This is a genomic window from Pelagibacterium luteolum (assembly GCF_900100665.1).
Classification (GTDB): domain Bacteria; phylum Pseudomonadota; class Alphaproteobacteria; order Rhizobiales; family Devosiaceae; genus Pelagibacterium; species Pelagibacterium luteolum.
In genome coordinates, this window is record NZ_FNCS01000015.1 from 17,197 (window position 1) to 44,002 (window position 26,806).

The window sequence follows — 26,806 nt, forward strand, 5'->3', positions numbered from 1 at the left end:
GCCCGAAATTTGAACGAACGGCCGCTGAGGGCGTAGTTGTGCCCTCGGGGAACCGAGAGAAGCTGTTCAATTCTACCGAAAATCCCGCGTCTTCACCTTGATGCGGTCGATGTGCTCGTAGGGATCGACGATGTTTCGGCCCTTCGGCAGGCTGCGCGGATCGATGCCCGGCGCGCCGTGATAGGCTTCGTCACCGCGGCCATGCGGCAGGGGAAACGGCGTCTCGCGATTTCCTACGCTTGCCAGCTCGCCAGAGAGGTCTGTCAGCTCGTGAGCGACGAGATGCACAACCTCCCCTTCCCGCTGGATGCGGCCACGCGCGCCAAGCATGGCGGAAGACAAAAGCACGCGCCGGAATTTCTCGAACACCTTGACCCAGACAACGACGTTGGCGGCGCCGGTCTCATCCTCCATGGTGAGGAACATGACGCCTTTGGCCGAGCCTGGCCGTTGCCGGACCAGCACCAGGCCGGCGGCCTCGAGCCATCGTTTGTCTCGCGCCTGCATGGCCTCCTGGCAGGTCACGATCCGGCGCCGGCGAAGATCGGCGCGGAGGAACGAGACCGGGTGGCTGCGCAAGGTCAGACCGACATGGCCGTAATCCTCAACGACCTCGCGGCCGGCCGCCATCGGCCTGAGAGTGATAACAGGCTCGTGGATCTCCGGCACGGTCCTCTGCTCACGGGACGCAGCGGCCGCAAACAGGGGCAAAGGTTCATCGCGCAGCGCCTTGATGGCCCAAAGCGCGTCGCGGCGGGCAAGGTTCAGATCCGGTAAAAAAGCGTCGGCCTCGGCGAGCTGGACAAGCGAGGCTGCCGGCACACCGGCGCGGCGCCAGAGATCGTCGACCGAGACGAAACGCTCATCGGCCCGCGCCGCGACAATCGTGGCCGCATCCGCATTCGCAAGGCTCTTTACCATGCGCAGGCCGAGCCGGACCGCGAAGCGATCCTCGTCATCGGTCGGCTCAAGCGTGCAATCCCAGCGGCTGGCATTGACGCAGACGGGACGGACCTCGACGTCATGATCGCGCGCATCGCGCACGATCTGGGCCGGCAGGTAAAAGCCCATGGGCTGCGAATTGAGCAGTGCTGCGCAAAACACATCCGGATGCCAGCATTTCATCCAGGACGAGGCGTAGGCGATCAGCGCGAAGGAGGCGGCGTGGCTTTCGGGAAAGCCGTAGCTGCCGAAACCCTCCAATTGCGAAAAGGTCGTTTCGGCGAACTCTGGCGTGTAGCCGTTGGCGATCATGCCATTGATCAGTTTATCGCGGAACTTCGAGACGCCGCCGGTGTGCTTGAAGGTGGCCATGGCGCGCCGCAACTGGTCGGCCTCGCCAGCGGAAAAGCCGGCGCAGACCATGGAAACCTGCATCGCCTGCTCCTGAAACAGCGGCACGCCGAGCGTCTTGCCGAGCACGCGCTCGAGCTCGGGTGTCGGAAACGTCACCTCTTCCTTGCCGTCGCGGCGGCGAAGATAGGGATGGACCATGTCGCCCTGGATCGGGCCCGGTCGCACGATCGCGACCTCAATGACCAGGTCGTAGAATGTCCGGGGCTTCATGCGCGGCAGCATCGACATCTGCGCGCGGGATTCGATCTGGAAGGTGCCTAGCGTATCGGCCTTCCTGATCATCGCATAGGTGCGCGGATCTTCGGCCGGGATCGTCGCCAGGTCGAGTATGACGCCCTTGTACTCGGACAGGAGATCGAATGACCGTTTCATGCAGGTGAGCATGCCCAAGGCCAGGACATCCACCTTCATGAATTTTAGGGCGTCTATATCGTCCTTGTCCCATTCCACGACCTGGCGATCCTTCATCGCCGCCGGCTCGATCGGCACGAGGTCGTCAAGGCGATCGTGAGTCAAGACAAAGCCGCCCGGATGCTGCGAGAGGTGGCGCGGTGTACCGGCAAGTTGCGCGGCAAGTTCGAGCGTGAGGCGCAGCCGGCGATCGCCGAGATTGAGATTGAGCTCGCGAGCGCGCTGCTCGTCGACTGCTTCGCCATGGCCCCACACCTGCGAGGACAGGAGTTTGGTCATGTCCTCGGGTAGGCCGAGCGCCTTGCCGACATCGCGGACAGCACCTTTGGTGCGATAACGGATGACCGTGGAGCACAGTGCTGCGTGGTCGCGGCCGTAGGTTTCATAGACCCACTGCATGACGATCTCGCGGCGCTCGTGCTCGAAGTCGACATCGATGTCGGGCGGCTCACTCCGCTCCTGGCTGACGAAACGCTCGAACAGGAGATTGTTGCGTTCGGGATCGATGGAGGTGATGCCGAGCACGTAGCATACGGCTGAATTGGCGGCCGAGCCGCGGCCCTGGCAAAGAATGTCCTTGCTGCGGGCGAAACGGACGATCGAGTTGACGGTCAGGAAGTACGGCGCATATTCGAGCGTCTCGATCAGCCGCAGTTCGTGCTTCAGGATGCCGATCACCTTGTCGGGAAGACCCTCGGGATAGCGGCGGGCTGCACCTTCCCAGGAGAGCTTTTCGAGTGCCTGCTGGGCAGTGAGGCCCGGCATCGCCTTTTCCTCCGGGTATTGGTAGGCGAGCTCGTCCATTGAGAAACGGCAGCGGTCGGCGATTTCGACCGTGCGCGCCAGGGCCTCAGGATAACGGCTGAACAGCCGCGCCATTTCATCGCCCGGTTTGAGATAGCGGTCGGCATGACGTTCGCGCCGGAAGCCGGCGTCATCGATGGTGACGTTGTGGCGGATGCAGGTAACGACATCCTGCATCATGCGGCGGGCCGGCTCGTGGAAGAGCACGTCATTGGTAACGACGGTCGGCACCCGCATCGCAGCCGCCAGATTTGCCAACTGGTAAAGCCGGAGCTGGTCGTTCGGGCGCCTGCGCAAAGTGAGCGCCATGTAAGCGCGATCGCCGAAGGCTTCGCGCAGCCGCCGCAGGCGAACGGCGCAAAGATCATCGGCCTGATCCGGCACCAGGACCGCGATCAGCCCCTCGCCGTAGGCGACGACGTCATCCCATTCGAGATGACACTTGGCTTTGCCGGCCCTGCCCTTGCCGAGCGACAGCAGTCGACAGAGCCGCGAGTAGGCCGGCCGGTCAGTCGGATAGACCAGCATCGACATGCCGTCGGCGAGATCGAGACGGCAACCGACGATCAACCGAACGCCCGTCGTCTTTGCCGCTTCATGTGCACGCACAATACCGGCAAGCGAATTGCGGTCGACGATAGCGAGCGCCTCGATGCCGAGCAGTGCGGCCTGGACAAACTGCTCCTCGCAGGACGATGCCCCACGCAGGAAACTGAAATGCGAAGTCACCTGCAGCTCAGCATATCGGGCTCCGCCAGTCATCCGAAGATCCCGTGCATGAACCATTTTTGCGAACCGGTCGCGGCGTCTTCGCCGTCGCCGGCGCGGTAGACCCAGTAGCGCTCGCCGTTCTCGTCCTCGACCTGGAAATAATCCCTCACTGCAGCGAGCTCAGCGTCGCGCTTCCACCATTCCCCGAAGACCCGTTCCGGGCCGTCCGCCCGTTTCACGCGGCGGCGCACGCCGCGCCAGGTGAAGGTCACAGGCGGATGGTCGGGAAGAAGTGCAACCGTCTCGATCGGCTCGGGCCGCGGCAGCAACCGAGTTGGGCGCGGCCAATGGCCGGGCCAGCCCTCGCCGGTATCAGGCGCCATTGGGGCAATGCGTTGAACCGACCGTTCGGGAACGTCGCTCTGCACCGGGGCGAAGCGATAGAGCCGGTCCTCACCGACACGGTTGGCGAGGATGTCGATCACATCCGACACATCGGGTTCGGGAGCCTCGACGAGCGAGGTGATTGTCTGCTTCGCTCGCAACGGCTCGGCGGCCGTCGCGGCAAGCCGCATCAGCTCGATGCCAAACCCGGGATCGATGGTCTCGATTTTATCGGTGAGAAGCCGGGTCAAGCGCTTCGCATCGCGCACCGGCGTTGCTGTGCCGACACGGATCGCCTCGACGCGGTTATCGACGCGGAAGAACAGAAGGTCGAGCCGTCGCGCCCCCTGCCCTCGCGTCTCAAGTTCGGCGCAGAGTTCGGCCACGAGCTTGCCGGTATAGCGGGCGATCGTCTCTGCCGCGCCGATCGGTTCCGCGAAATTGCGGCGCACTTCGACTATCTCCTCCGGCCGGATCGGCTCGATCGGTTCGCTCACCCGCCCAAAGGCCTGGTCGAGGCGGCGACCGGGTTCCGGTCCGAAACGCAAGGCGAGCGACGCGCGCGGGGTGGCGGCGAGGTCGGCGATTGTCTCGAAGCCGAGCCGTCGCAGACTGTCGATCGTCACGGCGGGCAGGCGCAGGGCAGCGATCGGCAGGGGCAGGATCGCTTGTGCAATGGCGCCGGATGGAACCACAAGGCTCCGCCGTGTACCGAACCGGGCCATTGCGTGAGCCGCCCCCCAAGTATCGGCGATTGCGGCGCGCGCCGCTAAACCGGAGCCGCCAAGCCGCTCCACCATCTCGTTGAGCATCGCCGCCTCGCCGCCATGCAGATGGTCGGCGCCGGTCGTGTCGATGACGATGCCGTCCGGTGGATCTGCGGCGACGACGGGTGCATAGCGGCGCAGCGCCCACAGCGCCAACCGCTCGAGCGCGATTTCGTCGGCGTCGGGCTCGGCGTCGTGAACAATCAGGCCCGGAACAAGGGCCTGCGCCTTGCTCGCCGGCATGCCGATGCGCAGGCCGGCTGCGTGCGCTGCCGCGTCGGCGGCAAGCACAACACGGCGGCGTCCGTCGCGGCCGATCAAAACGAGCGGCGTCTCAGGCCGAGGCGCGGCGTCGCCCGATTTCCTTCTGAACCGGTCTGTCGGCCACATCGGAAGGAAGAGCGATACGACCCTTGGCATCGCAAGCCTCCACTATAAAATCTGCACTCTCTCCGGCCCGGCATCGGATCAGCTCAACGTGCCAGCGCGCCCGTCCAATCCCCTGAACGGGCAATGGTGTCGACGGCAGGACCGACACCCGCCAGCGTGTCTCGGCGGCGGTTGGCTGCCCAAAATCCGTTGCCTCCGTCTGCCGACGCCAGCGGCGAATGGCGATGCCGATGGCGCCGGAGCTTTCGGCGGCAAGCTGAAGCCGCCGTGAGGCCGTCATCGAAAGCCGTGCAATCTCGGCAACGACAGCGCCAAAACCTCCGCGAAGACCCTCTTCGAAACAGGCGAGAACGGATTTTTCGTCGCCGGCTTCGACATAGATTACCCGTCCCGGAGGAAGGCCGGCCTGTTCGATCGCAGGCGCGAAAAGATCGGGCCGGGTAACGCACCACAGCACCTTGCCCACCGCGCGCGCGGCAATACCGGCAGCGAAGAGTGCCGCGGCTGCGCCATCGACGGAGCCATTTCCACCACCCGCGACCTCGTGCAGACCGCCAAAAGCCAATCCCCCTCCCGGCAGAACCCTGTCAATCGCGGCCACTCCGAACGGCAAAACCGTACGCTCGCGTGCATTTCCACCTTCGAGACGCGCGATGCGTTCTCGAAGCTCGGAAATGGCAGCAGGGGGCGCCGATACACTCATCTGACCCTTGAAACGCGGAAAGCCTGTGATATGTTCTACATTTGTTCTCTTCCCGACAGAGAGTCAATCAGACTCCGAAGGAGAAGAGGAGAGCCCAAGGGAAGGAAGACCGGCGCTGCGGCCGTCGAAAGGGCCGATGGAGACGGATAGATGACCATCACGATTCATGTCGCGGGAGCCCAGCCGGAGGACATCGTCCGCGGTCTGCTTGCCGCGCAGGCGGTGTTCGACAAGGCCGGCATAACGGCCGATCAGGCGGCAACAGCGCGGTTCATCGTCGAGGGCTGGGACATTAAGGGGTTTCCTAACCCTGCTCCCGAAGCTGAGCTTGCCATCTGCGGCGTCTGGGACGAGGCCGACCAAGCGGCCGTGAAGGCATGCTGCGTCGGATGGCCGCCAGACAGGATTCCGGATACGGCCGATCTCGAACTGGTACAGGAGCCGCGGCGTTTCCGTTTGACGTCGGGTGACAAGGAAAACGAATGGCTGCTCGAAACAGCCGCCGCCGGCATTCTCGAGGAGATGTGCGAGGAAGGCTATTTCGATGACGGCCGACCGGAAGATGAGGTCGCCTTCCTGCTTGACGATTGGGATTTCGAGCAGCTGACCGACGAACAGCGGCACCTCTACGACGAGCAGATCTATCCCCTGATGCGCATCTGGTTTTTCGAGCGCAATCGTTTCGAGGAAGAGTATGCTCGTCGCCGCGCTGAGTGGTCGTACGACAGGCGACCGGATGATCGCCAGTTTGAATTATTTGCCGCATGACGGCGCTGCGCTGAAAAGGAAGCAGCGTGCGGAATTTAGCATCGCCGCTCGGAAGTGCTCTCCGTTCAAGCGCGCCGGCGCCTTAGAACCATGGCGCGATAACCCAAGCCTGGACTATGGTGCCGATGAGGGGGAACCATGGCTGAAACACATTACAAGGTCCGGGTCGAAAGCGACCATATAAAGAAGCTTGCCAATGCAAAGCCTATTCCCGCGCTTGCCGAGCTAATTTGGAATGCGGCGGATGCCGATGCTTCTCGCATCGATGTCGAGATCGAAAGCAACGACTTCGGAATGCAGGCGATTACGGTGCGCGACAATGGCCACGGCATTCCTCACGACAAGGTTGAGGACCTGTTCGGAAAACTCGGCGGCTCCTGGAAAGCGCATGGAAATCGCTCGAAAACGAAATCACGAATTCTCCACGGCAAAGAGGGAAAGGGGCGGTTCAAGGCTCTCGCGCTGGGTCGGGTCGCCGATTGGACTGTCATCTATCGGCAAGATGATAAATTGTTGCGTTATACGATCACAATCCTGCGGGAGGACCTCGTCGATGTTCGGGTATCTGAACCGGCCGAGGTCGATCGCACGCTCAAGCCTGGCGTCGAAGTCAGGATCACGGAATTGGATCGCAGCTATCGGTCACTTGAGCCAGATCAGGCACTTCATTCGCTTGCCCAGATTTTCGCCCTGTATCTGACCGATTACTCGGACATTGCCGTGTACGTCGAACATCAGCGTGTCGATCCATCGACACTTATCGCTAGCCGCCAGACCCTACCTCTCGCCCCCATCGTCGAAGATGGGGTCAGCTACACTGCCGCCCTTGAGCTCATCGAATGGACTTCAGCGTCAGAGCGATGGGTTTTCCTGTGTGGCGAGGAAGGATTTCCTTTTCACCGGATCTCTCCGAATTTTCATGTCCCTGGTGCTCAGTTTTCCGCCTATCTCAAGTCGCCCTTCATCAGCGAGCTTCAAAAACGCGGAATTCTAGAGCTCGGTGAAATGAACGGACCTCTTCAGGCCGCCTACGAGGAGGCCGAAGGCAAAATCAAACTTTTCTTTCGCAATCGTGAGGTCGAGGCAGCCCGATCCGAAATCGAGCAATGGAAGGCTGACGAGATCTATCCATATCGGGATGAGCCGACAACGGCTGTGGAACGTGCCGAGCGCAAGGTATTCGAAATCGTCGCTCTGAATGTAAATAACCACCTTCCGGAGTTTTCGGACGCCAACCGCAAAACAAAAGCATTCCAACTCAGAATGCTGCGTCAAGCCATCGAACGCGGTCCGGACGAACTCCAGCTCATTCTGAAAGAGGTCCTGGATCTGCCGGAACGCAAGCAGCAGGAACTCGCAAAGCTGCTCGAGGAAGCAGATCTTGCAAACGTGATCAGTGCCTCAAAGCTTGTGTCGGATCGAATGAAATTCGTTCATGGGCTTGAGGCCTTGCTCTTCGATCCCGACAGCAAGAAGCTGTTGAAGGAGCGCAGCCAACTACACCGCATGCTCGCCGAGAATAATACCTGGGTCTTTGGGGAGCAGTTCAATCTCACCGTCGATGATCAATCCTTGACCGAGGTGCTTCGCAAGCACCGGAAGCTGATCGGGGAGGATACGGTCATCGACACCCCGGTAAAACGCATCGATGGTAAGACTGGAATTGTCGACCTGATGTTGTCGCGATCTGTTCCGCGGAATCACGCCGACGAACGGGAGCACCTTGTGGTTGAATTGAAACGCCCAACTGTGAAAGTCGGCGCAGATGAGATCACACAGGTTGAGAAGTACGCGTACACAGTCGCTGACGATGAGCGCTTTCGCCATCTCAAAACACGCTGGACGTTTTGGGTCATTTCGAATGACCTTGATGGATTCGCCCAGGTCAAGACACGTCAAAAGGACAAGCCAAAAGGACAGATTTCACAGACTGACGACGGCCGCGTTGAAGTTTGGGTCAAGACATGGTCCGAGATTATCGCCGAGTGCAAGGCACGAATGCACTTCGTGCAACAGCACCTACAAGCGAATGTCGATAAGGAAAGCTCCTTAAAATATCTCAAGAAAACGTACGACAAGTATCTCTCTGGCGTCGTTGAAGTCGATCAGGATACCGTCTCCGAGCCAGCCGACGCCTAGCGATTATTCTAAGCAAATCCGCCTGCGAGGTCGGCAGGCGCAACAGAGCTTCCTTCTGCCGATCGGTTAAAGTGACGCGACGCGGCATCAATGTTCCTTGTTCAAAAATTCCGAATCTGTCCGAACTGAGCGACCGCGAGCAAAGCCCTTTGGCGACTTCAGAATTGTTCAGCGTGGCCTGATTGCTGTGGCTCGGGACCGGACAATGCTACCAGAGCAATTCAATTGCCGCTCGTGTAGAGCGTGAACGGATGGTAAGCCAGAAATTGAAACACCAGGTGAGGACTGGCCTGACCTGGTGCACAAAGTTCGATGTCGACGGCGCATGGCAAGCCAGTGGGGCCTGTTCGACTGCTTGGGGGCGGTTATCTACGCAAAATGGCACAAAGTCAAGTTCCGTATCCGTACCAGCCGCCACAGCTGCAAGCCATCCGCGGCTCAATCTCCGAGCCACGCTTCGCGACCTACCTCGCGAAAGGCGGCAATCACGAGGAATACGCGATGGCTCTGTATCTCTACAACGCACGCGTAGCAAAGGCGTTCCTCTACCCGCTGAACGTCGCGGAGGTGACGCTTCGGAACGCCATCGACAGCATCCTTGTCGGTAGGTTCGGGCCGGATTGGCATCAGGATGCGGCGTTCCGGGATCAAACGCTGACACCTGAAGGTTTGGCTACCTTGGACAAAGCCATGCAGCGCGCTGGGCAAAATGCTCCGCGCGATCAAGTCGTGGCGACCCTCACATTCGACTTCTGGTCAAACCTGTTTCGATCGGAATACGGCGCTCTTTGGCGCACGACCGTCAACATTGCCTTTCCACACCTTCAGCATGGCGAAAGCCGGCGAGACATCCAGAATCTGGTTAGGCCGATCAACGCTTTCCGGAACCGCGTCGCTCATCATGAGCCGATCCTCGACATGAACGTAACCGACATCCATGCGAAGATCGTTCGGTTGATAGAGCTGAGGTGCACCGAGACCGCAGCGTGGATGAAGCACCATTCGACTCTCAGCGCGGTCGTAAGATCGCGTCCCCGGCAGGATGGTTCCACCGCGAACACACTTGCTGCGAAGCTCGACGCTTCGTTCGTATCGGTCACGCCTGAGACAGTGTTGAAGGATCTCCTCGAGCATGTGGACGAGAAGCATCAGGCAATCATCTGCCTCGACAACGCGGGCCGTCCAAGCGCAGCGTTCACCCCAGTCGACGCCATACTCTTCATCACAAGTCGCGCAAAAGAAGTGGGCGGCCTGATCGATCTTCACGATCACAAGGTGTCGGATTTGATCGCTGACGCTGGTATTGCTGAGCGATGGGCGCAACTAAGCGACGCAAGCCCCATCGCCCTGGCGGTCAAAGAGCTTCAGAAGCCGCGGATTCAAGTGTTGGTTGGGATCGATGCCTCATCCGGAAAGGCCACGGGTGCAATCCTGCGTGCGCACCGCCGATACTGATCCCGCCACAATCAGATAACACCCCACGCCCGATAGCGTCCCCTCCCCGTCATCTCGCGAACGCCGAGATCGGCGATCAGGTTGAGGGCACCTCGCGGCGTAACCTTCGCCGTCTTCGCGATCATTGCGGCAGAGACGACAGGGCGCGCAAGGATGAGGTCGATCACCGAAGGCAGGCTGCTGGACGAACGGCGCCCGCGCAGCTTGCGTTCCAGCTGCTCCCGAGCCTGCGAGAGTCGGGCGATATCCTTCATGCCCAGGTCGGCAGCGGCCGACATCGCGTCGAGAAAGGCGAGTAGCCGTGTCGTCCGATTTTGCGCCCGGCGTCGCTCCCGCGGAACCGCCTTGAGCCCGACGTTGAAGGCCAGCAGATGGGACGTGACCTTGCGCCGTGACCGGAGATAGGCACTGGCGAGCTGACCGCCGAGCCAGTGCTGCCGCTGCATCGGTTCGAGGTCTTCCCAGGCATCATAGATCAGCGCCGCTCCGAGAGCGGAAGGAACGCTCGCGCTCTGTTTGATGATCTGACGCCATTGCTGCAATCGATCCTGTTCGTCCCAGTCGGGATCCCGGATCACCAGATCGCCGACGACCAGAGATGGCCGATTGGATGCAGCTACCGCCACATCATCCTCGACCAGCCTGTCGATGAGCCGTTGCGAGCGGTCGAGGATCGCATCGATGTCGGCGAACTCGCGCGAAAGCGCGTCGCCGTCATCATCGGCAATTTCGTCATCGCCCTCCTCTGCCCGTTCGGCAACGTGATCGGGTCGGTCCTGCCGCTTTTCCGCACCGGCGCCTGTCAGCGCGGCGATGCCGGCCTCGCCGAATGCCCAATCTGGATTGGAGCTGGCGATTCGACGCCGGCTACGCACGATCGTATGCGCAATGGTCAGCTCATGTGTCGGCGTCCGGACATCCATATGAGCGTCGTGGAGAACCAGATCCTCGATATGGACGAGCTCGCCCGCTACCCACATGCTCGCCGCCGAGTCGAAGAAATGTCCCCTCTCGATGAACCCTTCTCCGACCGGGCTCCTTCGCACGACCTCGTCCAGGCGGGCGAGCTGATCTTCTGCCCGCGCCACGGCCGGGAGGAGGGTTTGGAGTGGTAAATCTGCGACTTCATAAGCCATTGTGAATACGTCGCTTTGTTCGCGATACGGAAGCTATCACGGCATTCACTTCCCTCATAGGCGCATCTTTCAGGGCGCGCGTACTATAGAGAGACGGCAAGCCTTCCAGATTGAACAGAGCTACGCCGGCTGACGCTCAGATCGTCGAGAAACGCTGTTTCCATGGGGTTTTCCCCTTCGGCCGAGGTCGGGAAGGTCATCACGAGACGTTTACAAACGATCGTTTGTTGATATCTTCGGTGTTTGTACAAACGCCTCTTTCCGATGCTGAGAGACGCCGTAAATGGCCCGTGAAGCGCAAGATCGACGCTCCGGTCGACCACAGGGCCGGCAAATCGGCTACGCGCGCGTGTCGACGGACGAACAAGCGACGGAAGCGCAGGAAATTGAGCTGCGATCGGCCGGCTGCGACGTCATCGTTCAGGAACATGGATCTGGGGCGTCGAGAGCCCGCCCTGCCCTCCTGCGGTTGATCAGCGATATCCGCGCCGGCGATGTCCTGGTCGTTGTGCGTCTCGATCGCCTTGCGCGCTCGGTCAGCCATCTTCTCGCCGTGATCGAGGATCTGACCGACAAGGGAGCGCATTTCCGGTCACTGCGGGACCCGATCGACACATCGACGCCGCAAGGCATGTTCTCCCTGCAGGTCCTCGGCGCCGTCGCACAGCTCGAACGTGCGCTGATCTCGGAGCGAACCAAAGCCGGGATTGCGGCCGCCCGGAAGAAGGGTAGGCTGCCCGGCAATCCGGGGATGCGGGAGCGACGTCCTGCTGCCTTGGCGAAGACCGCCGCGGCGCGGCGAGCCTCATATGGCGCCCGCATCCAGGCTTCCATGAACGACTGGTTGCCTACGGTGCGACGAATGAGGCCGGACCATCCCTGGGACGATGTGGTCCGCGTGTTGAACCAGAAAGGCGCGAGTTGGACGCCCGAACGACTGCGACGCGCAGTGAAATGGCTCGTCGCCGAACGCCTGGCTGATTCCGCATTGCTAAAGCGGGCATCTCCCCAGCTTCCCGAAGATCGGCTAATGATCCTCGTGACAGGGATTTCACAATCCAACCCAGACCTATCGCTACGCGACATCGCTGGCCAGCTCGAGCGCCTGCATGAGCGAACCCCACGAGGAAGCGCAAAATGGTCGGCCTCATCAGTCAAGAACCTGCTCGATCGGGCCCGCCGGCTTGGTCTCGCCCGGGAACCGCCCGCACCGTGACCGGTTCCCCACGGCGTCATCCCCACTGCACAGGCCTCAGTTTACGATCCGCGGCTGACGATCAGCATCTCCGCTCCGCTTGTACGCCGCCCAGGCATCGGCTGGAACAGCGCTGCCGGCGCGCGCCAGCCAATCCGCACGATCGGCTTCGGAAAGTGAGTTCCACCACACGATCCCAGCCGTTTCATCGGGCGTCGGTTCCCGGTCGTGTTCGCTTTTCATGTCCTCGATCCTCGCATATGGCGCTCTTCCCAACAAGCTCGGCAGCCACTATCCACGACCGTGGAGCCGATCAAACCCGCTCGGCTCATCACGATCCGCGCCCCGGCTTGTCGAGGCTGCGGCGCAACGCATCGCTAATTTCCAGTCGCGATTCGGTGCGAACGACCTTCCCCGCCGTTTCCAGATCGACGGCAGCAGCTTCAGCTCCGTTTCCGGCGGCTTTCGACGCCTCAAGCTTGGCGCGCAGCAAGGCCATGATCATCGGCCAGACCGAGAACTTTCCGGCCTTGGCCCGATCCGTCAGGCTGCGCAAATAGCCGCCGGCGCTGTTGATCTGGTCTTGCCGCTGGTAGATCGCAGCAATGGTGATCGCCGCCTGCTGCTCACCCAACGCCGTTCGCGCTTCCTCCCAGGCGCTCGGGCTGATGCCCATGATCGGCCGGGCAACCTCGGCGGCCGCCAGAAATTCACGCCAGTTGCGAATTCCGCCGCCGCCCTTCACCAACCAGAGCATGTTCGGGCAGGCATCCAGCACGATTCCTAACGGCAGCTCGCGCTTCGGCAGGCTCCGCACGTTGTCGGTTTCCGCTGCGCTGCCGCTCGCTTCATCTTTATTTCCTGAGCCACTTTCAGATTCAAATTTAGAGTCTGGTTTTGAATTCTGTATGTGGCGCTCGATATGAGACTCATTGGCGCTCATATTCTTTGTTTCTACGAATGATTCCAATGCCTCACGCACTTCAGCCCAGAGGTCCTCAAGCTCGGCAGCGATGGCTTCGAGGACTTGGCGGGGCGCTGTACGGGGAATCCGGCCGACGATGGCTTGATAGGTTTGCTGGACCCTGCCCCAATTTGCCGGAACGCCTTCTTCGATGCCGGCGTCTATCATCTTAACGATGTCGCGGCGGCATATGGTTAGCCGTTCCTTAACGACCCGGTAGGCCTTCTTCTCGGCTCGGACGACTTCCGCCAGCTCCTTGAACTCGGCCGCACGGGCGACGATCGGCGAGATGTCGAAGCCGTAGGCTTGCTCGATTTCGCCCCCCTGCCCTTTCCGAGCGTAGCGCTTGCCGTTGGGGCTGTCCCTGCGGATGATCAAACCGCACTCCACCAGGACGGCCAGGTGCCGCCGTAGCGTCGCCGGTGGCATGCCATTGGCGCGGCCGATCAGCTGCTCATTGGACGGCCAGACGATCAGCTCGCTATCGCCGTAGAGCGCGGTCTCCGGATGGAACGACAGCAGGGCGTCAAGTATGGCCAGTGCGCGATCGGTCGCGCCCAATGCGCCGCGGGCTTCCTTGATGTTCTGGAAGACATGCCATTTGTGGACCGTCAGGTCCGCCGGCATGGCCTTTGCGGCCACCTGGCTTGAAATCATGCCAAGCGTCATCGGCCGCCGCCCAAAGGGCGTCGTTGAGATATGCGTGTCCATTTTCCTTCACCTTCCTTCAGGCAAAAGAAACCGGCTCGCCGAAGATGGCGTCAAAGACTCTTGACAGTGATTCCTGGAAGTGTGATTCTCTTAGGTGCTAATCGAGAGAAGGGCTTCCGGAGACGCGTTTTCGGGGGCCTTTTTCTTTTGCTGTCTGTTTCCTTTCGCAATTGGATACACACTCATCGCCGAAGCTGACCATGCCAGCACGGCCTCAAGCTCCAAACCACCTTGTCAGCTGACAAGATTTTTACGCGGGCCCAAGATCACTCACCGCCCTCACGAGCGAAGAACCTCTCGATCAGCGCTGGCAGCTCCCCCTCCAGGAATGAGGCGAATGCCGGTGCGCGATCTCTTTCAATTGTCAGCTTTACATCGGTCCCAGAGAATACGGCCTTCCCGACCACTTCTCCGGTCGGAGCCACCAACACCAGATCACTCTGTTGCTTTACCGGAGCCTTCCTCGCCGTTGCGAACGCAAGCTTGAATCGGTCATCGGACGGGAGGCGTGAAACCTTGTCACCTGACAAGGTTTCACGGATTCGCATGAGCACATCAGTCTCTGCGGACACCGCATTCGCTAGCGCGACCCAGCGGGGCCGGCCGACCTTCGGCGCTCGGCCGATTGCTTCGATAACATCCCCCGGAAGAGCACGGCACACGGATCGCAGGCGCGCCAATTCGGGATCATCGATTGAAAGCGCCGCTCGGATGTCGCGCGCCTTAATGCCCGCCTCGTCCATACGCCACGCGAACAGGGCACGTTCAATCCAGCTAAGGTCTTGCCGCGCAGCATTTTCAATCCCTTGCGCGACCACGAGCTCGACATCGGAAAGATCCAGCACCGTCGCCTTGAGCTTGATGCCAAGTTCCCGGGCCGCGCGCCAACGCCGGTGCCCGTAGACAACCTGGTATCGGCCTTCGACGCTGGGGTGCTTTCGCACCTGGATCGGCAGCTTCTGGCCTTCCTCGGCAATGAGCTTCTTCAGCGCTTCGAAATCGGCGCTGTTGTCGTCCGGAAGCCGATCGGGAAACGGAGAAGGATCAATCAGCTCCGGATCGAGCTCCAACCCCACGCCAGCGTCGACGATCGCCTGAAGTCGATCTCGCTGTTCCCGAAGGTCACTAAGTGACCGCTGTGTGGCGCCGATAACGCCGGCACCAACTCGCGCAACCGGTTGGACGGAGATGGATCTTGTTCCACTCTCCGGACGGCTACCGTCATCGGCTGACGGAACCGGCTCGGAAAACGCTCCGAAGCTCGCGAGGATCGACTTTCCTGATGACCGCTTTGTCATCCCCGCCCCCAACTCTCTGCAATGAGGTCGACTATCCGCTCGTTGACGGCGTCGATAGACTCCCGTGCACGCTTGACGGTGGTCGCTCCAACATTGCCTGCTTCCAACTCGTAGAGGGTCCGCTTTGCAAGGCCCGCCGTTTCTATTGCCGCGCTCTCGACTGCTGTCGGCGTCAGCACGTCCTCGGCAAATAGATGCCGCAGCATCGAAACGACATGGACCTGGGACTGATCGTTGGGGTCGTGCCGCGTCACCACATACCGCAGGAAGTCCTGTTCCATCACGGCACCAGCATCGCGTATGACCGAGATCAGATCGCCCATCATGAGCAAGAACTGGCTCATGGACATGACGTCGAGCATCGCTGGATGCACCGTAACAAGGAGGCCAGTCGCTGCGTAAATCGCGCCAAGCGTCAAGAAGCCGAGGGAAGGGGGGGTGTCGAGTATTACGATATCATAATTGTTCTCGACCTCGGCGATCGCCAGCCGAAGGCGCTCGAAGAAGATGCTCTGATTGCCATTCTGCTTCTGCGCAAGAACCCGCGGGGTTTCATGTTCGTATTCCATGACCTCGATGTTTCCCGGAATTAGGTCAATCCCTGAGAAGTATGTCTTGCGTATCACGTCCTGGATCGGGCGCCGCTCGTCGTCGTAACGCAGGGCCGCGTAGATGGTCTCGTTCTGCTGGACATCCATTTCAGGCTGCGCGCCGAACATCGCAGAGAGCGACGCTTGCGGGTCTAGATCGATTGCGAGTACCCTATAGCCATAGAGCGCCAGATAGTGGGCGAGATGCGCGCTTGTAGTTGTTTTCGCGCTGCCGCCCTTGAAATTGGCTACGGCAAGAATCTGGAGGTGTTCGCCCTCCCGTCGGTGCGGCAGATACCTCAGTGCCTCAGCGGGCTTTTGGCTAGCAAACAGCTCTCTCAACTCGTTGATCTGCGCCAGCGTGTACGCTCTGTGGTTGTTTTCCAGCCGCGCCGGCACAGGGCCCTTTCCCTCGTTGGACATCAGCTTGAGTGTCGATTCCGGAATGGATGTCAGCTTGGACACCTCATGGATCATGAAATTCCTGAGGCTCTTCTGAGCGTCCGGTGGGTACATCTGCTCTCGTCTGGCCTGCAGGTGGCTCGAAAGCATGCTCGCATGCCGGACAATCTTATCCGCGGGATCGTCCCTCTGCGGGACTGATGCGGCTGGTATAGCCATTGTCGTTGCGAACCCTCTTTGGCGGCCTGGAGGCGCTTTATCGCCCTTTGCCCGACAAAGGTAGGCCACGATTCTGCCCGTGCGTCCAGCGGTTTAAGGTTAACAACATCTTAGCGACACGCCCCGACCGACTCCAATAAGATCGTTCAGCGGAGCTTCAGAGTCAGGCATCGCGCCGTAGGCGAGTACCCTTTCCAGTGCGTTTTCAATCGCTTACGTGCTCCGCGGGTGACTATTCCGTGGGAAGGTTCAGTGCCACGTGCCGCCGCCTTGGTCCGTGCAGAACCCTGAGAAGTTTCACAGTGATGGATGGGCGTCAAACTGGGTGAATGGGCGTGACTGCCGCTCCTTTGGGGCGACTCACTTCCACCCATGAACAGATGGCTCTGGAGAGATGACGTCGGCCCTGGATGCGACATACCCGAAGCCGGGCGGGCAGGGGACTCGGTAAGCGCGTAGGAACGGACCTCGCGTCACCGCACAACCTGTTGCCCTGCACGCTCGGACAAGATCAAATCAACTGTTGACGCACTGCAAGCGCGACGGCGTGGGTGACGTTGGTGGCATCGAGCTTCCGCCGAGCATTTTGCAGGTGATACTCGACCGTCCGCACCTTGGTCCCGACGATTTGCGCGATTTCGGACATGCGCTTGCCTTTTGCCATCCAGCTCAGGCAGAGCCTCTCTCTGGGGCTTAGCTTGACGGTGACAGCAGTTATGGGCTCGAGCATCCAGCGCCGCGCATAAACATCCACGTGCGATGCAATCGAAGCGGCAAGGAAGGGACATTCTACCAGGCAATTGTCACACTGGTTCGAGGACGCGAGGGTGAACAATACAGTCCGGCCGAACCCGGCCGACACGGGCACAGATACCCCCGATGCGATACCATGGTCTCCGGCCTCTCCGAGGAAGCGCACCTGATCCGGCGACAATGCCCGTGCAAGGTCGCGTTCGGACCACGCAAAGCAGCGCTCAGAGCGGCGGGCTTCCTGCACGACGGGATCGATGGTCGCGTAGTTCTTGTTGATGTAGTTGCCTTGCCATGCGCGCGGGTACGTCGAAAACGTGTCGATCTCCGGTCCACACACCGAGAGATAGGCGAACCAGTCAAATCCCAATTGGCCGGCGAATTCCTTCACCGCGGCTTTGACCGGGCCAATCCCTCGGGCCGTTTCTAGTGAATCGCGCAGCTGGTCGAAGGCTCTGCTCGGCAAGTGTCCTCTCCGGGTGTTCTCGTCCTCGATTCGAGAAGTCGCAATTTCGAGTTGCATGGCAATTCGGCCATAAGTGCGGCGACGGCGCCTCGGCACGCCCAACTGTCTATCACGGCGACGACTCTCGATCCCCTGTGACTTTTCACAGCTGGCGGTGCGCGGCCGTACGGGATTCAAGAGACCGCAATTCAATGGGTTAAGGATTGGGTCATGCGCGTCGTCGCCATTTGCCGTACGAGGGCTACAAGTAGTGAGCAACGTCTACTCGAGCGCATGCATGAACTACGCGCCAAGGTCTTCAAGCACAGGTTGGACTGGGACGTCCACGTAGAGCACAACCAGGAAAAAGACGAGTACGACCGGCTCGATCCGACCTATCTCGTGCTCGTCGGCCACGACGATCAGGTGGTCGGTTGCGCCCGGCTGCTGCCATCCACAGGTCCGACGATGCTCGGTCAGACATTTCCGTTTCTGGCTGGCGATGCTCGCATGCCCCAATCGAGCCGTGTTGTCGAGAGTTCGCGCTTTTGCATTGACACCGAACGCAGCGACATCGTTTCCGCGAGCGGACTGCGCGATGCGACGCACACACTATTCGCTGGCATCATCGAATGGTCGATGGCCAATGGGTTCGACCGGATCGTCACTGTGACGGACGTTCGGTTTGAGCGCATTCTCAACCGGGCGAAGTGGCCACTGGAGCGGCTAGGTCCTCCACATCCTGTTGGCAATACCATTGCTGTCGCGGGCCTCTTACCTGCCGACGAAGCCAGTCTCGATCTGGTGCGGCCGTCTAGCTACGTCCCCCTTTTCCTGGCCGCTGTCGAAGCCGCGGCCTGACCTGAGAAGCCGGGCAAGGGGGCGGTCCATGAGCGAGTCGAAACGACGGCTGATCCTCGGGCTGCAGGACGCACTTGGCGCCACGGTCACGACAGCTCTCCATGACCCCAACGTTGTGGAGGTCATGCTCAACCCCGACGGCAATCTATTCATCGAGCGGGTAGGGCAGGGGATAGCGGCGGCGGGGCGGATGACCTCCCATGACGTCGAGACCGTCATCGGCAAGGTCGCCCACGCCCTCAAGACCGAGGTCGACCAGGACCGGCCTATTATTTCCGGGGAACTGCCCCTTGGCGGACATCGCTTCGAGGGGATTTTGCCACCGGCCGCGCCCGCGCCGATGTTCACGATCCGAAAGCGGGCCTCGATGCTGATCCGCCTCGATCAGTATGTCGCCGATGGCATCATGACGCCCGAGCAGGTGGATGTGATCCGCGATTCGATCGTGAACCGGCTCAACATTGTCGTGTCGGGAGGCACCGGAACAGGCAAGACCACACTCACCAATGCTATCCTGGCGGAGATGGTCGAGACCACGCCAGAACACCGGTTGGTGATCCTGGAAGACACCGCCGAGATCCAATGCGCGGCGGAAAACCACGTGATCCTGCACACCACCGACACGGTCGATATGGGCCGTCTATTGAAGTCAACGATGCGGCTGCGTCCAGACCGCATCATCGTGGGCGAGGTCCGCGACGGCGCGGCCCTCACTCTCTTGAAAGCGTGGAACACCGGCCATCCGGGCGGCATCGCGACGGTTCACTCGAACTCGGCCGCCGCCGCCCTTACCCGGCTTGAACAACTCGTCGCCGAAGTCAGCTCCCAGCCGATGCCAGAAGTCATCGGAGAGGCGGTCGACCTGATCGTCTCGATCGAACGAGCGCCTGGCGGGCGAACCGTTCGCGAGATCCTGAAGGTCGAAGGCTTTCACGACGGGCGATACCTCACCACGCCGGTCGGCGCGTCGAAATCGGAATCCATGCAGGGAAGAAATCTTCATGTCGTCTAAGAAGGCTTTCACATTTCTCCTCGGCCTTGCGGCCACATCGCTCGTCATGATCGAACCAACGCTCGCCAGCGGCGGCGGCGGCCTGCCCTGGGAAGGGCCTCTGGAGCAGATTCAGGAATCCATCACCGGCCCGGTCGCTGGCGCCATCGCGCTCGCAGCAGTCGCCATTGCAGGCGGCATGTTGATCTTCGGCGGCGAGCTGAACGATTTCGCCCGCCGGCTTTGCTACATCGTGCTCGTCGCCGGTATCCTGCTTGGCGCAACGCAAATCGTCGGTCTCTTCGGCTCCAGCGGTTCGTCCATCGGCGTCCCGCTGGAGGCGCATGGACAAACGCTGGCGGTTACCCCGCATGGCTGAGAGGGAAAGCCGGCTGGCGACGGCGCGGATACACCGGGCCCTTTCGCGTCCGACGCTGCTCTTTGGGGCTGACCGTGAGCTGGTGCTTCTGACCGGGCTCGCCGCGGTCATTCTCGTCTTCGTCATCCTGACAACCGTATCGGCGCTGCTCGGCACGGTCATCTGGATCGTGGTCGTCGGGCTACTGCGCATGATGGCGAAAGCCGATCCGCTGATGCGCCGCGTCTACCTGCAACACATCAAATATCGACCCTACTACCGGCCGACCTCCACTCCCTGGCGGACTTTCTGACAATGGTTGCGCTCAAGAAGTTTCGCCATTCCGGCCCGTCCTTTTCCGATCTTCTGCCCTATGCGGCCCTGATCGACAACGGCACGCTCTTGCTCAAGGACGGGAGTCTCATGGCCGGCTGGTACTTCGCCGGTCCGGACAGCGAAAGCTCGACCGATTTCGAGCGCAACGAGGTCAGCCGCCAGATCAATGCCATTCTCGCCCGCCTCGGATCGGGCTGGATGATCCAGGTCGAAGCCGTGCGCGTGCCGGCGACGGCCTATCCGGCGCGGGACAACTGCCACTTCCCTGACAAGGTGAGCGCGCTGATCGATGAGGAACGGCGCAAGCGTTTCGAGGCGGCGGACGGGCACTATGAGAGCCAGCACGCCATCATCCTGACCTATCGCGAACCGGAGAAGCGCAAGTCCGGCCTCGTCAAATATGTCTATTCCGACGATGAGTCCCGTGCGACCACCTTTGCCGATCGCGCGCTCGATCATTTCCGGCGTTCGATCCGCGAATTCGAACAATATATGGGAAACGTCGTCTCGATCCGGCGCATGGTCACCCAGGAGACCGAGGAACGCGGCGGCAGCCGTATCGCCAGATATGACGATCTGCTGCAGTTCGCCCGCTTCTGCATCGTCGGCGAAAACCATCCGGTCCGCCTGCCCGACATTCCAATGTATCTCGATTTCGTCGTCACAGCCGAATTCCACCACGGTCTCTCGCCGCTGGTCGACAACCGCTATCTGGCGGTCGTGGCGATCGACGGCTTTCCGGCCGAGAGCTGGCCGGGCATTCTCAATTCTCTGGACCTGATGCCGCTCACCTATCGCTGGTCGAGCCGCTTCGTTTTTCTTGATCCGATCGAGGCCCGCCAAAGGCTCGAGCGCACGCGCAAGAAGTGGCTGCAAAAGGTGCGGCCGTTCATGGACCAGCTGTTCCAGACAAACAGCGGCGCGGTCGACCAGGACGCGGCAATGATGGTCGCGGAGACCGAGGACGCCATTGCCGAGGCCAATTCACAGCTCGTCGCCTATGGCTATTACACCCCGGTCATTGTCATGTTCGATGACGACGAGGCGCGTCTTCGCGAAAAGACCGAAGGCGTGCGCAGGCTGATCCAGGCCGAAGGCTTTGCCGCGCGCATCGAAACGCTGAACGCCACCGAGGCTTTTCTTGGGAGCCTGCCCGGCAACTGGTACGCCAACATCCGAGAACCGCTGGTCAATACCCGCAACCTTGCCGACTTGGTGCCACTCAACTCGGTCTGGTCGGGCTCACCGGTTGCACCGTGCCCGTTCTATCCTGACGGCTCGCCTCCGTTGATGCAGGTCGCAAGCGGATCATCGCCGTTCCGACTGAACCTCCATTCGGGCGACGTGGGTCATACCCTGATCTTCGGTCCGACCGGATCGGGCAAGTCGACGCTTCTGGCGCTGATCGCGGCACAGTTCCGCCGTTACGGCCGAGCGCAGCTCTTCGCCTTCGACAAGGGCAAGTCGATGTACCCGCTGACGGTGGCTGTTGGCGGCGATCACTACGATGTCGGGGCAGGGGAGACGCTGACCTTCTGCCCGCTTTCCCAACTGGAGGATGATGGCGACAAGGCCTGGGCGGCCGGCTGGCTGGAAACGCTAATCGAGCTGCAGGGTGTGAAGGTGACGCCCGACCATCGCAATGCGATCGCCAGGCAAATCGAGCTCATGGCCGCAACATCGCGCCGGTCGCTCTCCGATTTCGTGTCGGGCGTGCAGATGCGAGAGATCAAGGACGCGCTACGCCACTACACCGTCGATGGTCCCATGGGCCATCTGCTCGATGCCGAGCAGGATGGACTGACCCTCTCGGATTTCCAGACATTCGAGATCGAGGAATTGATGAACCTCGGTGACCGCAATCTTGTGCCGGTCCTGCTCTACCTGTTCCGTCGCATCGAAAAGCGCCTGACCGGCGCTCCCAGCCTCATCATCCTCGATGAGGCATGGCTGATGCTCGGCCACCCAGCCTTCCGCGAGAAGATCCGCGAATGGCTGAAGGTGCTGCGCAAGGCCAATTGTGCCGTCGTTCTGGCAACGCAGTCGATTTCTGACGCGGAAAAGTCCGGCATCATCGACGTGCTCAAGGAAAGCTGCCCGACCAAGATTTGCCTGCCGAACGGCGCGGCGCGCGAAAGCGGCACGCGCGAGTTCTATGAGCGCATTGGCTTCAATGAGCGGCAAATCGAGATCGTCGCGACCGCTCTGCCCAAGCGCGAATATTACGTCGCTTCGCCTGACGGCCGGCGTCTGTTCGACATGGCTCTCGGGCCGATCACCCTGTCTTTCGTCGGCGCGTCCGGACAGGACGACATCAAGCGCATCGATGAGCTGCGCGTCCGCCACGGCGACGAATGGCCCGTCCACTGGCTCAAGCAAAGAGGTATCGAAAATGCCGAAGCTCTTCTTGCGTAGTTCGCTCGCAAGCGTCCTGATCGCTATCAGCCTTGCCGCGCCGGCCCAAGCCAGCGGGGCGCTCACCGGCGCGACCGAGTTCACGCAGATCCTCAACAATGGGGAATTGATCGCGCTCGGCGGGCAGAACGCCGAGCAGATCGCAAATCAGGTAACGCAGATCTCCAACCAGGTTGAGCAGATCGCCAACCAGATCCGCATCTACGAGAACATGCTGCAGAACACCTTGCAGCTTCCCGATCACGTGTGGGGGCAAGCTCAACAGGACCTCGCCAACCTGCAAGGTATCGTGCAGCAGGGGCAGGGCATGGCCTTCTCGATGGGAAGCCTCGACGATGTGCTCAAGCAGCGTTTCGACAGCTATGCCGATTTCCAGGGCGGTCTTCCGAACGGGCAGGACTTTTCGTCCACCTATCAGTCCTGGTCGGACACCAATCGCGACACCATCGGTGGAACACTGGCGGCGGCAGGCCTCACGGCCGATCAGTTCGCGACCGAAGAATCCACCATGGCGCAATTGCGCGCCCAATCCGAATCCGCCGACGGCCAGATGAAGGCATTGCAGGTCGGGCATCAGATCGCGACCCAGCAGGTCGAGCAGATGCAGAAGCTTCGCGGCCTGGTCTCCCAGCAGATGACCATGATGGGCACCTGGTATCAATCCGAACAAGCCGAGAAGGATCTCGCTCAGGCTCGCCGCGACGCATTTTTCGGCTCTACCGCTCCGTCCACCTCCGGCGGCCAACAAATGCAGCCTCGGTGGTGACTCCATGGCAACGGTCAAACTCCCCATCGTCGTCGTGATCGCGATCGTTGCCGCCCTCACGGGCGGCGCGGCATCCTATGTGTTCATCCCGAACACCGATCCGGAAGTGAAGGCGCTTCTCCAGCGCCAGCTTGAACTTGCCGAGCAAGAAGCGGCGGCACGCGAGGAAGCTGCCGAGCGGGCAAAGGACTTCTTCGACGCCAATCCAGACGACTACCCCACGTCGGGAGGCCAGCAGATGGCCCCCCGCTGGGGCGACAACTGAAGGTCTGAGTCATGCGCGCTGCGATGCTTTTGAGATTGGCTGGGGTGATGATCGCCGGGCTTGCCATGGTCGATCCGGCCTTTGCGCAGGACGGTTCGATCCTGACCGATCTCGAAAATCAGGTCGCTAGCGCATCGCAGGACTGGCAGGACACCGTCATCAATGCGGCAACCTCGCTGTTCTGGATACTGGCCGGCATAGAAGTGGGTATCGCGGCGATCTGGCTCGCGATCCAGGCTCCGTCGCTTGACACATGGTTTGCAGAGCTTGTGCGGAGAATCCTCTTCATCGGCTTCTTCCTCTTTGTCCTGCAGCAGGGGCCGGACTTGGCCAAGTCGGTTGTCGATAGCCTGTTTCAGCTCGGCGCGGATGGCGGTTCGGCTTCGCCGGCCGACGTCTTCAATGCCGGCGTGAAAGTGGCCTCCGAACTCTCGGAAAACGCCCGGTTCGGCCTTTGGGAGGACAATGCCCTCGCCATGGCCTCGGTCTTCGCGATGATCGTCGTTGTCATCTGCTTTGCCCTCGTAGCGGCGATCTTCGTGGCCGTGCTGGTCGAAATGTATGTCGGTCTGCTCGCCGGCATGATTATGCTTGGCCTTGGCGGCTCGTCCTTCACCAAGGACTTCGCGATCCGCTACCTGGTCTACGCCTTCTCAGTCGGCATGAAGCTGATGGGCCTCGTGATGATCGCGCGGATCGGCTCCGAGGTGCTGATCGGCCTTTCGAACGATACGGCTTCCGACGATCAATTCCTCACTACCCTGACGATCGCGGGCATTTCTGTCGTCGTCTTCATGATCTCTATGTACGTGCCGAACATCATTCAGGGCGTCGTGCAGGGCGTTTCCGTCGGCAATGGCATGGAAGCCATCCGCAGCGGTGGCCAGGTTGCCGGCTTCGCAGCGGTCGGTGCTGGCATGGCAGCTGGCGGCGCCGGCGTCGTCAAAGGTGGGATGGCTGCCGCCTCGGCGGCGTCGCAAGCCGGCGCATCGCGCGGCGCGGCTGCAATGGCCGGGTTGAAAGCCGCGAGTGGCGCGGTCGGCTCCGCGGCGACCGACAAGCTGATGGGCATCCCCGGCGCCAAGATGGGTTCGACCCTGGGTCTTGCCAACGAAAAGCTGCGGCAAGGCAGCAATCCGGGCACCAGTTCCAGAAGTTCAAACAGAAAGATGGACGCCGACTCGTGAGGTCGGCCGGCCGCATCGATCAAGCGAGGCTAGATGGCGAAGCGAAAATACCCCGACAATCCGTATCTGGCCGCCCGCTATGAGTGGAACGAGCGCTACGGCAGCTACATGCGCGCGGCCTCGGCCTGGCGCACGGTCGGCCTGCTTTCGATGAGCATGGCGGTGATCGGGTTCGGCTATGCCCTCTATCAGTCCACACAAGTCAAGCTCGTTCCCTATGTAGTCGAGGTCGACAAGCTCGGCACGGCGGTCCTGGCCGGCTTCCCCGCGCAGATCGAATATGCCGACGAGCGCGTTGTGCGCGCGATGCTCGGCGCATGGGTGTCGAACTTCCGGTCGATAACCCCGGATGCCACCGTGCAGAAGGGCTATATCGACCGCACCTACGCGATGCTGAAGCAGCAGGACCCGGCGACCGAGAAGGTCAACAACTGGTTTCGCAACAACTCGCCCTTCGATCGCGCGCGCACCATGACGGTCTCGATCGAAGTCAACAACGTCGTCGCCCTCTCGAACCAGAGCTACCAGGTCGACTGGAGCGAGATCGAGCGCGACCGCGCGGGCAAGGAACTGCGCACCCGCCGCTTTCGCGGCATCGCCACCGTGACCCTTTCGCCGCCCCAGGACGAGGCGGTCATTCGTCTGAACCCGATCGGCCTCTACCTCAAGGATTTCGATTGGACGGCCCAGCTTTGAGAAACGCTCGCGGAGTCAGAGTAATGTTCAACGTCAAGAAAATGCGCGCGGGGGTGTGTGCGGCAACCCTGTTGCTGGGCACGTTCGTCCTCAATGTCGCGGTTGCGGCCGATCAGCAGGGCCTCAGCGGCAACGAAGCGCGGGGAACCGGTCTTTCCACCCAATGGCAGGGCACGGCCGCGGTGATGACGCGCGGGCCGGACGGCAAGGTCATTTACCTCTACGGCCAAACGCAGCCGTCCGTCGTCTGCTCGCCTCTCCAGCTCTGTGAAATCGAGCTGCAGGCCGGTGAAGCCGTGCGTGACGTGCTGGTGGGCGACACGGTTCGCTGGAAGGTCGAACCGGCAACCTCCGGCTCGGCCGAAGGCCAGAAGATCCACCTGATCGTCAAGCCTTCGGAACCCGGGCTCGAGACGTCCATGGTGGTGACGACATCGCGGCGAACCTATCATATCCGGCTCAGATCACATCATCGCGACTACATGGCCCGCGTTGCCTTCGAATATCCCGAAGACGTGCAGGCGAAGTTCGATGCCCTCAACGCGCGCGTCGAGGCGAGCATCATCCCCGGCGCCGGCGTCCCGGCCGAAAGCCTGAGCTTCAATTTCGATATCAGCGGACAGGCCCGCTGGCGCCCGACCCGCGTCTACACCGATGGCGTCAAGACCTACATCCAGTTCCCCGGCCAGATGATGAGCGGCGATGCGCCGGTGCTGTTCGTCGTCTCGGGCGGCGAAAACCGCATCGTCAACTACCGGCTCAACGGCACGATGATGATTGTCGACTACGTGTTCGATCGCGCAGTGTTGCTTTCCGGCGTCGGCTCCCGCCAGCAGAAGATCACCATTTCGAGGAAGGGCTGACCATGCGCGCCATCCACCGACTTTCCCGCGTCCTGGCACTCGTTCTTCTCGCCTGTGCAACGGCCGCCTGCGCCACGACGGGCGGGGGATACTTCACGCCAACCGTGAGTGCCGATGCCGCCAATCTTTCGCCGGCCGCGGCCTCGGCCGTCGCCGGCGACATGGTCGCCAAGCTCGCCGAGCATGTCGGCCCGGGCACCGGCACGATCGTCATCAAACCCGACGATTCCGCCTTCGGCCTGGCGCTCGAAGAGTCGCTGCGCGGCTGGGGCTATGCCGTCGCTTCAAACCAGGAGGCTCCCGGCGATAATATGATCCCGCTCGCCTACGTCGTCGACACCTTCGAGGGCGCGGTCATGACCCGGATTTCGACGCCGTCGGTGGAATTGACCCGCTCCTATGCAATGTCGGCAACCGGCGCCACGCCAACAAGCCCGCTGTCCGTCATGCAGCGTGTAAGCTGAGGGGAG

General features: G+C 61.2%; 24 protein-coding genes. 15 read left to right on the forward strand and 9 right to left on the reverse strand.

Annotation, left to right across the window (positions count from 1 at the left end):
- Positions 1-72: 72 nt before the first annotated feature.
- From BLR31_RS16920 to BLR31_RS16930, 3 genes are read right to left on the reverse strand one after another with little or no spacing between them, the layout of a single operon-like run.
- Positions 73-3,333 (reverse strand): error-prone DNA polymerase, encoded by a 3,261-nt coding sequence (locus BLR31_RS16920; RefSeq protein WP_090598070.1) that lies wholly within the window; start codon positions 3,331-3,333, stop codon positions 73-75.
- Positions 3,330-4,853, reverse strand: coding sequence for a Y-family DNA polymerase (locus BLR31_RS16925; protein WP_090598073.1), 1,524 nt, complete (start codon positions 4,851-4,853; stop codon positions 3,330-3,332). The genes BLR31_RS16920 and BLR31_RS16925 overlap by 4 nt, the downstream gene beginning before the upstream one ends.
- Positions 4,768-5,526 (reverse strand): ImuA family protein, encoded by a 759-nt coding sequence (locus tag BLR31_RS16930; RefSeq protein WP_090598076.1) that lies wholly within the window; start codon positions 5,524-5,526, stop codon positions 4,768-4,770. Before BLR31_RS16930 ends, BLR31_RS16925 begins: the two co-directional genes overlap by 86 nt.
- Before the next feature lie 150 nt (positions 5,527-5,676).
- On the opposite strand from BLR31_RS16930, the gene BLR31_RS16935 reads away from it, so the two are divergent.
- The 3 genes from BLR31_RS16935 to BLR31_RS16945 all read left to right on the forward strand — a co-directional run bounded on the left by BLR31_RS16935 (position 5,677) and on the right by BLR31_RS16945 (position 9,888).
- Positions 5,677-6,294 carry a hypothetical protein gene (locus BLR31_RS16935; RefSeq protein WP_090598078.1) on the forward strand — a complete coding sequence of 206 codons (618 nt, stop codon included), beginning with the start codon at positions 5,677-5,679 and terminating at the stop codon, positions 6,292-6,294.
- Positions 6,295-6,432: 138 nt separating this feature from the next.
- Positions 6,433-8,433 carry an ATP-binding protein gene (locus tag BLR31_RS16940; RefSeq protein ID WP_090598081.1) on the forward strand — a complete coding sequence of 667 codons (2,001 nt, stop codon included), beginning with the start codon at positions 6,433-6,435 and terminating at the stop codon, positions 8,431-8,433.
- A 312-nt stretch (positions 8,434-8,745) separates the two neighbouring features.
- Positions 8,746-9,888, forward strand: a complete 1,143-nt coding sequence (locus tag BLR31_RS16945; RefSeq protein ID WP_090598084.1) for an Abi family protein — start codon at positions 8,746-8,748, stop codon at positions 9,886-9,888.
- Between the two features lie 11 nt (positions 9,889-9,899).
- Here BLR31_RS16945 and BLR31_RS16950 read toward each other — a convergent pair whose 3' ends face one another.
- Complete coding sequence (locus tag BLR31_RS16950; protein ID WP_090598087.1) at positions 9,900-11,024, reverse strand: RHE_PE00001 family protein; 1,125 nt, start codon at positions 11,022-11,024, stop codon at positions 9,900-9,902.
- Positions 11,025-11,307: 283 nt separating this feature from the next.
- Here BLR31_RS16950 and BLR31_RS16955 point away from each other — a divergent pair, with 283 nt between their 5' ends.
- On the forward strand, positions 11,308-12,240 hold the full coding sequence (locus BLR31_RS16955) for a recombinase family protein (protein ID WP_090598089.1): 933 nt from the start codon (positions 11,308-11,310) through the stop codon (positions 12,238-12,240).
- Between the two features lie 36 nt (positions 12,241-12,276).
- On the opposite strand, the gene BLR31_RS16960 is transcribed toward BLR31_RS16955, so the two are convergent.
- From BLR31_RS16960 to BLR31_RS16980, 5 genes are all read right to left on the reverse strand, one after another.
- Positions 12,277-12,462 carry a hypothetical protein gene (locus tag BLR31_RS16960; protein ID WP_090598091.1) on the reverse strand — a complete coding sequence of 62 codons (186 nt, stop codon included), beginning with the start codon at positions 12,460-12,462 and terminating at the stop codon, positions 12,277-12,279.
- A gap of 88 nt (positions 12,463-12,550) precedes the next feature.
- Positions 12,551-13,894, reverse strand: coding sequence for a plasmid replication protein RepC (gene repC / locus BLR31_RS16965; protein WP_090598094.1), 1,344 nt, complete (start codon positions 13,892-13,894; stop codon positions 12,551-12,553).
- A gap of 266 nt (positions 13,895-14,160) precedes the next feature.
- Positions 14,161-15,192 carry a plasmid partitioning protein RepB gene (gene repB, locus BLR31_RS16970; protein ID WP_090598096.1) on the reverse strand — a complete coding sequence of 344 codons (1,032 nt, stop codon included), beginning with the start codon at positions 15,190-15,192 and terminating at the stop codon, positions 14,161-14,163.
- A complete protein-coding gene (gene repA / locus BLR31_RS16975) occupies positions 15,189-16,403 on the reverse strand; it encodes a plasmid partitioning protein RepA (RefSeq protein ID WP_090598098.1) in 1,215 nt (404 codons plus the stop codon). Before repA ends, repB begins: the two co-directional genes overlap by 4 nt.
- A 511-nt stretch (positions 16,404-16,914) precedes the next feature.
- Positions 16,915-17,619 (reverse strand): autoinducer binding domain-containing protein, encoded by a 705-nt coding sequence (locus BLR31_RS16980; protein ID WP_176762728.1) that lies wholly within the window; start codon positions 17,617-17,619, stop codon positions 16,915-16,917.
- Between the two features lie 210 nt (positions 17,620-17,829).
- On the opposite strand from BLR31_RS16980, the gene traI reads away from it, so the two are divergent.
- The 11 genes from traI to trbH are packed head-to-tail and all read left to right on the forward strand — an operon-like array spanning position 17,830 to position 26,800.
- Positions 17,830-18,459, forward strand: coding sequence for an acyl-homoserine-lactone synthase (gene traI, locus BLR31_RS16985; RefSeq protein ID WP_090598104.1), 630 nt, complete (start codon positions 17,830-17,832; stop codon positions 18,457-18,459).
- A 28-nt stretch (positions 18,460-18,487) separates the two neighbouring features.
- Positions 18,488-19,471, forward strand: coding sequence for a P-type conjugative transfer ATPase TrbB (trbB, locus tag BLR31_RS16990; RefSeq protein WP_090598107.1), 984 nt, complete (start codon positions 18,488-18,490; stop codon positions 19,469-19,471).
- A complete protein-coding gene (locus BLR31_RS16995; protein WP_090598110.1) occupies positions 19,461-19,829 on the forward strand; it encodes a TrbC/VirB2 family protein in 369 nt (122 codons plus the stop codon). The genes trbB and BLR31_RS16995 overlap by 11 nt, the downstream gene beginning before the upstream one ends.
- On the forward strand, positions 19,822-20,121 hold the full coding sequence (locus BLR31_RS17000) for a conjugal transfer protein TrbD (protein WP_090598113.1): 300 nt from the start codon (positions 19,822-19,824) through the stop codon (positions 20,119-20,121). Before BLR31_RS16995 ends, BLR31_RS17000 begins: the two co-directional genes overlap by 8 nt.
- Positions 20,122-20,123: 2 nt before the next feature.
- Positions 20,124-22,559, forward strand: a complete 2,436-nt coding sequence (locus BLR31_RS17005) for a conjugal transfer protein TrbE (RefSeq protein WP_090598116.1) — start codon at positions 20,124-20,126, stop codon at positions 22,557-22,559.
- Positions 22,537-23,325 (forward strand): P-type conjugative transfer protein TrbJ, encoded by a 789-nt coding sequence (gene trbJ / locus BLR31_RS17010; protein WP_090598119.1) that lies wholly within the window; start codon positions 22,537-22,539, stop codon positions 23,323-23,325. Before BLR31_RS17005 ends, trbJ begins: the two co-directional genes overlap by 23 nt.
- A gap of 4 nt (positions 23,326-23,329) precedes the next feature.
- Positions 23,330-23,590 (forward strand): DUF2749 domain-containing protein, encoded by a 261-nt coding sequence (locus tag BLR31_RS17015; protein WP_090598122.1) that lies wholly within the window; start codon positions 23,330-23,332, stop codon positions 23,588-23,590.
- Positions 23,591-23,601: 11 nt separating this feature from the next.
- Positions 23,602-24,777, forward strand: a complete 1,176-nt coding sequence (gene trbL, locus BLR31_RS17020) for a P-type conjugative transfer protein TrbL (RefSeq protein ID WP_090598125.1) — start codon at positions 23,602-23,604, stop codon at positions 24,775-24,777.
- 33 nt (positions 24,778-24,810) lie between these two features.
- Complete coding sequence (gene trbF, locus BLR31_RS17025; protein ID WP_090598128.1) at positions 24,811-25,473, forward strand: conjugal transfer protein TrbF; 663 nt, start codon at positions 24,811-24,813, stop codon at positions 25,471-25,473.
- A gap of 41 nt (positions 25,474-25,514) precedes the next feature.
- Entirely contained in the window at positions 25,515-26,336 is an 822-nt protein-coding gene (gene trbG, locus BLR31_RS17030) for a P-type conjugative transfer protein TrbG (RefSeq protein ID WP_244505116.1), read from the forward strand.
- Between the two features lie 2 nt (positions 26,337-26,338).
- Positions 26,339-26,800, forward strand: a complete 462-nt coding sequence (trbH, locus tag BLR31_RS17035) for a conjugal transfer protein TrbH (protein ID WP_090598132.1) — start codon at positions 26,339-26,341, stop codon at positions 26,798-26,800.
- Positions 26,801-26,806: the final 6 nt, after the last annotated feature.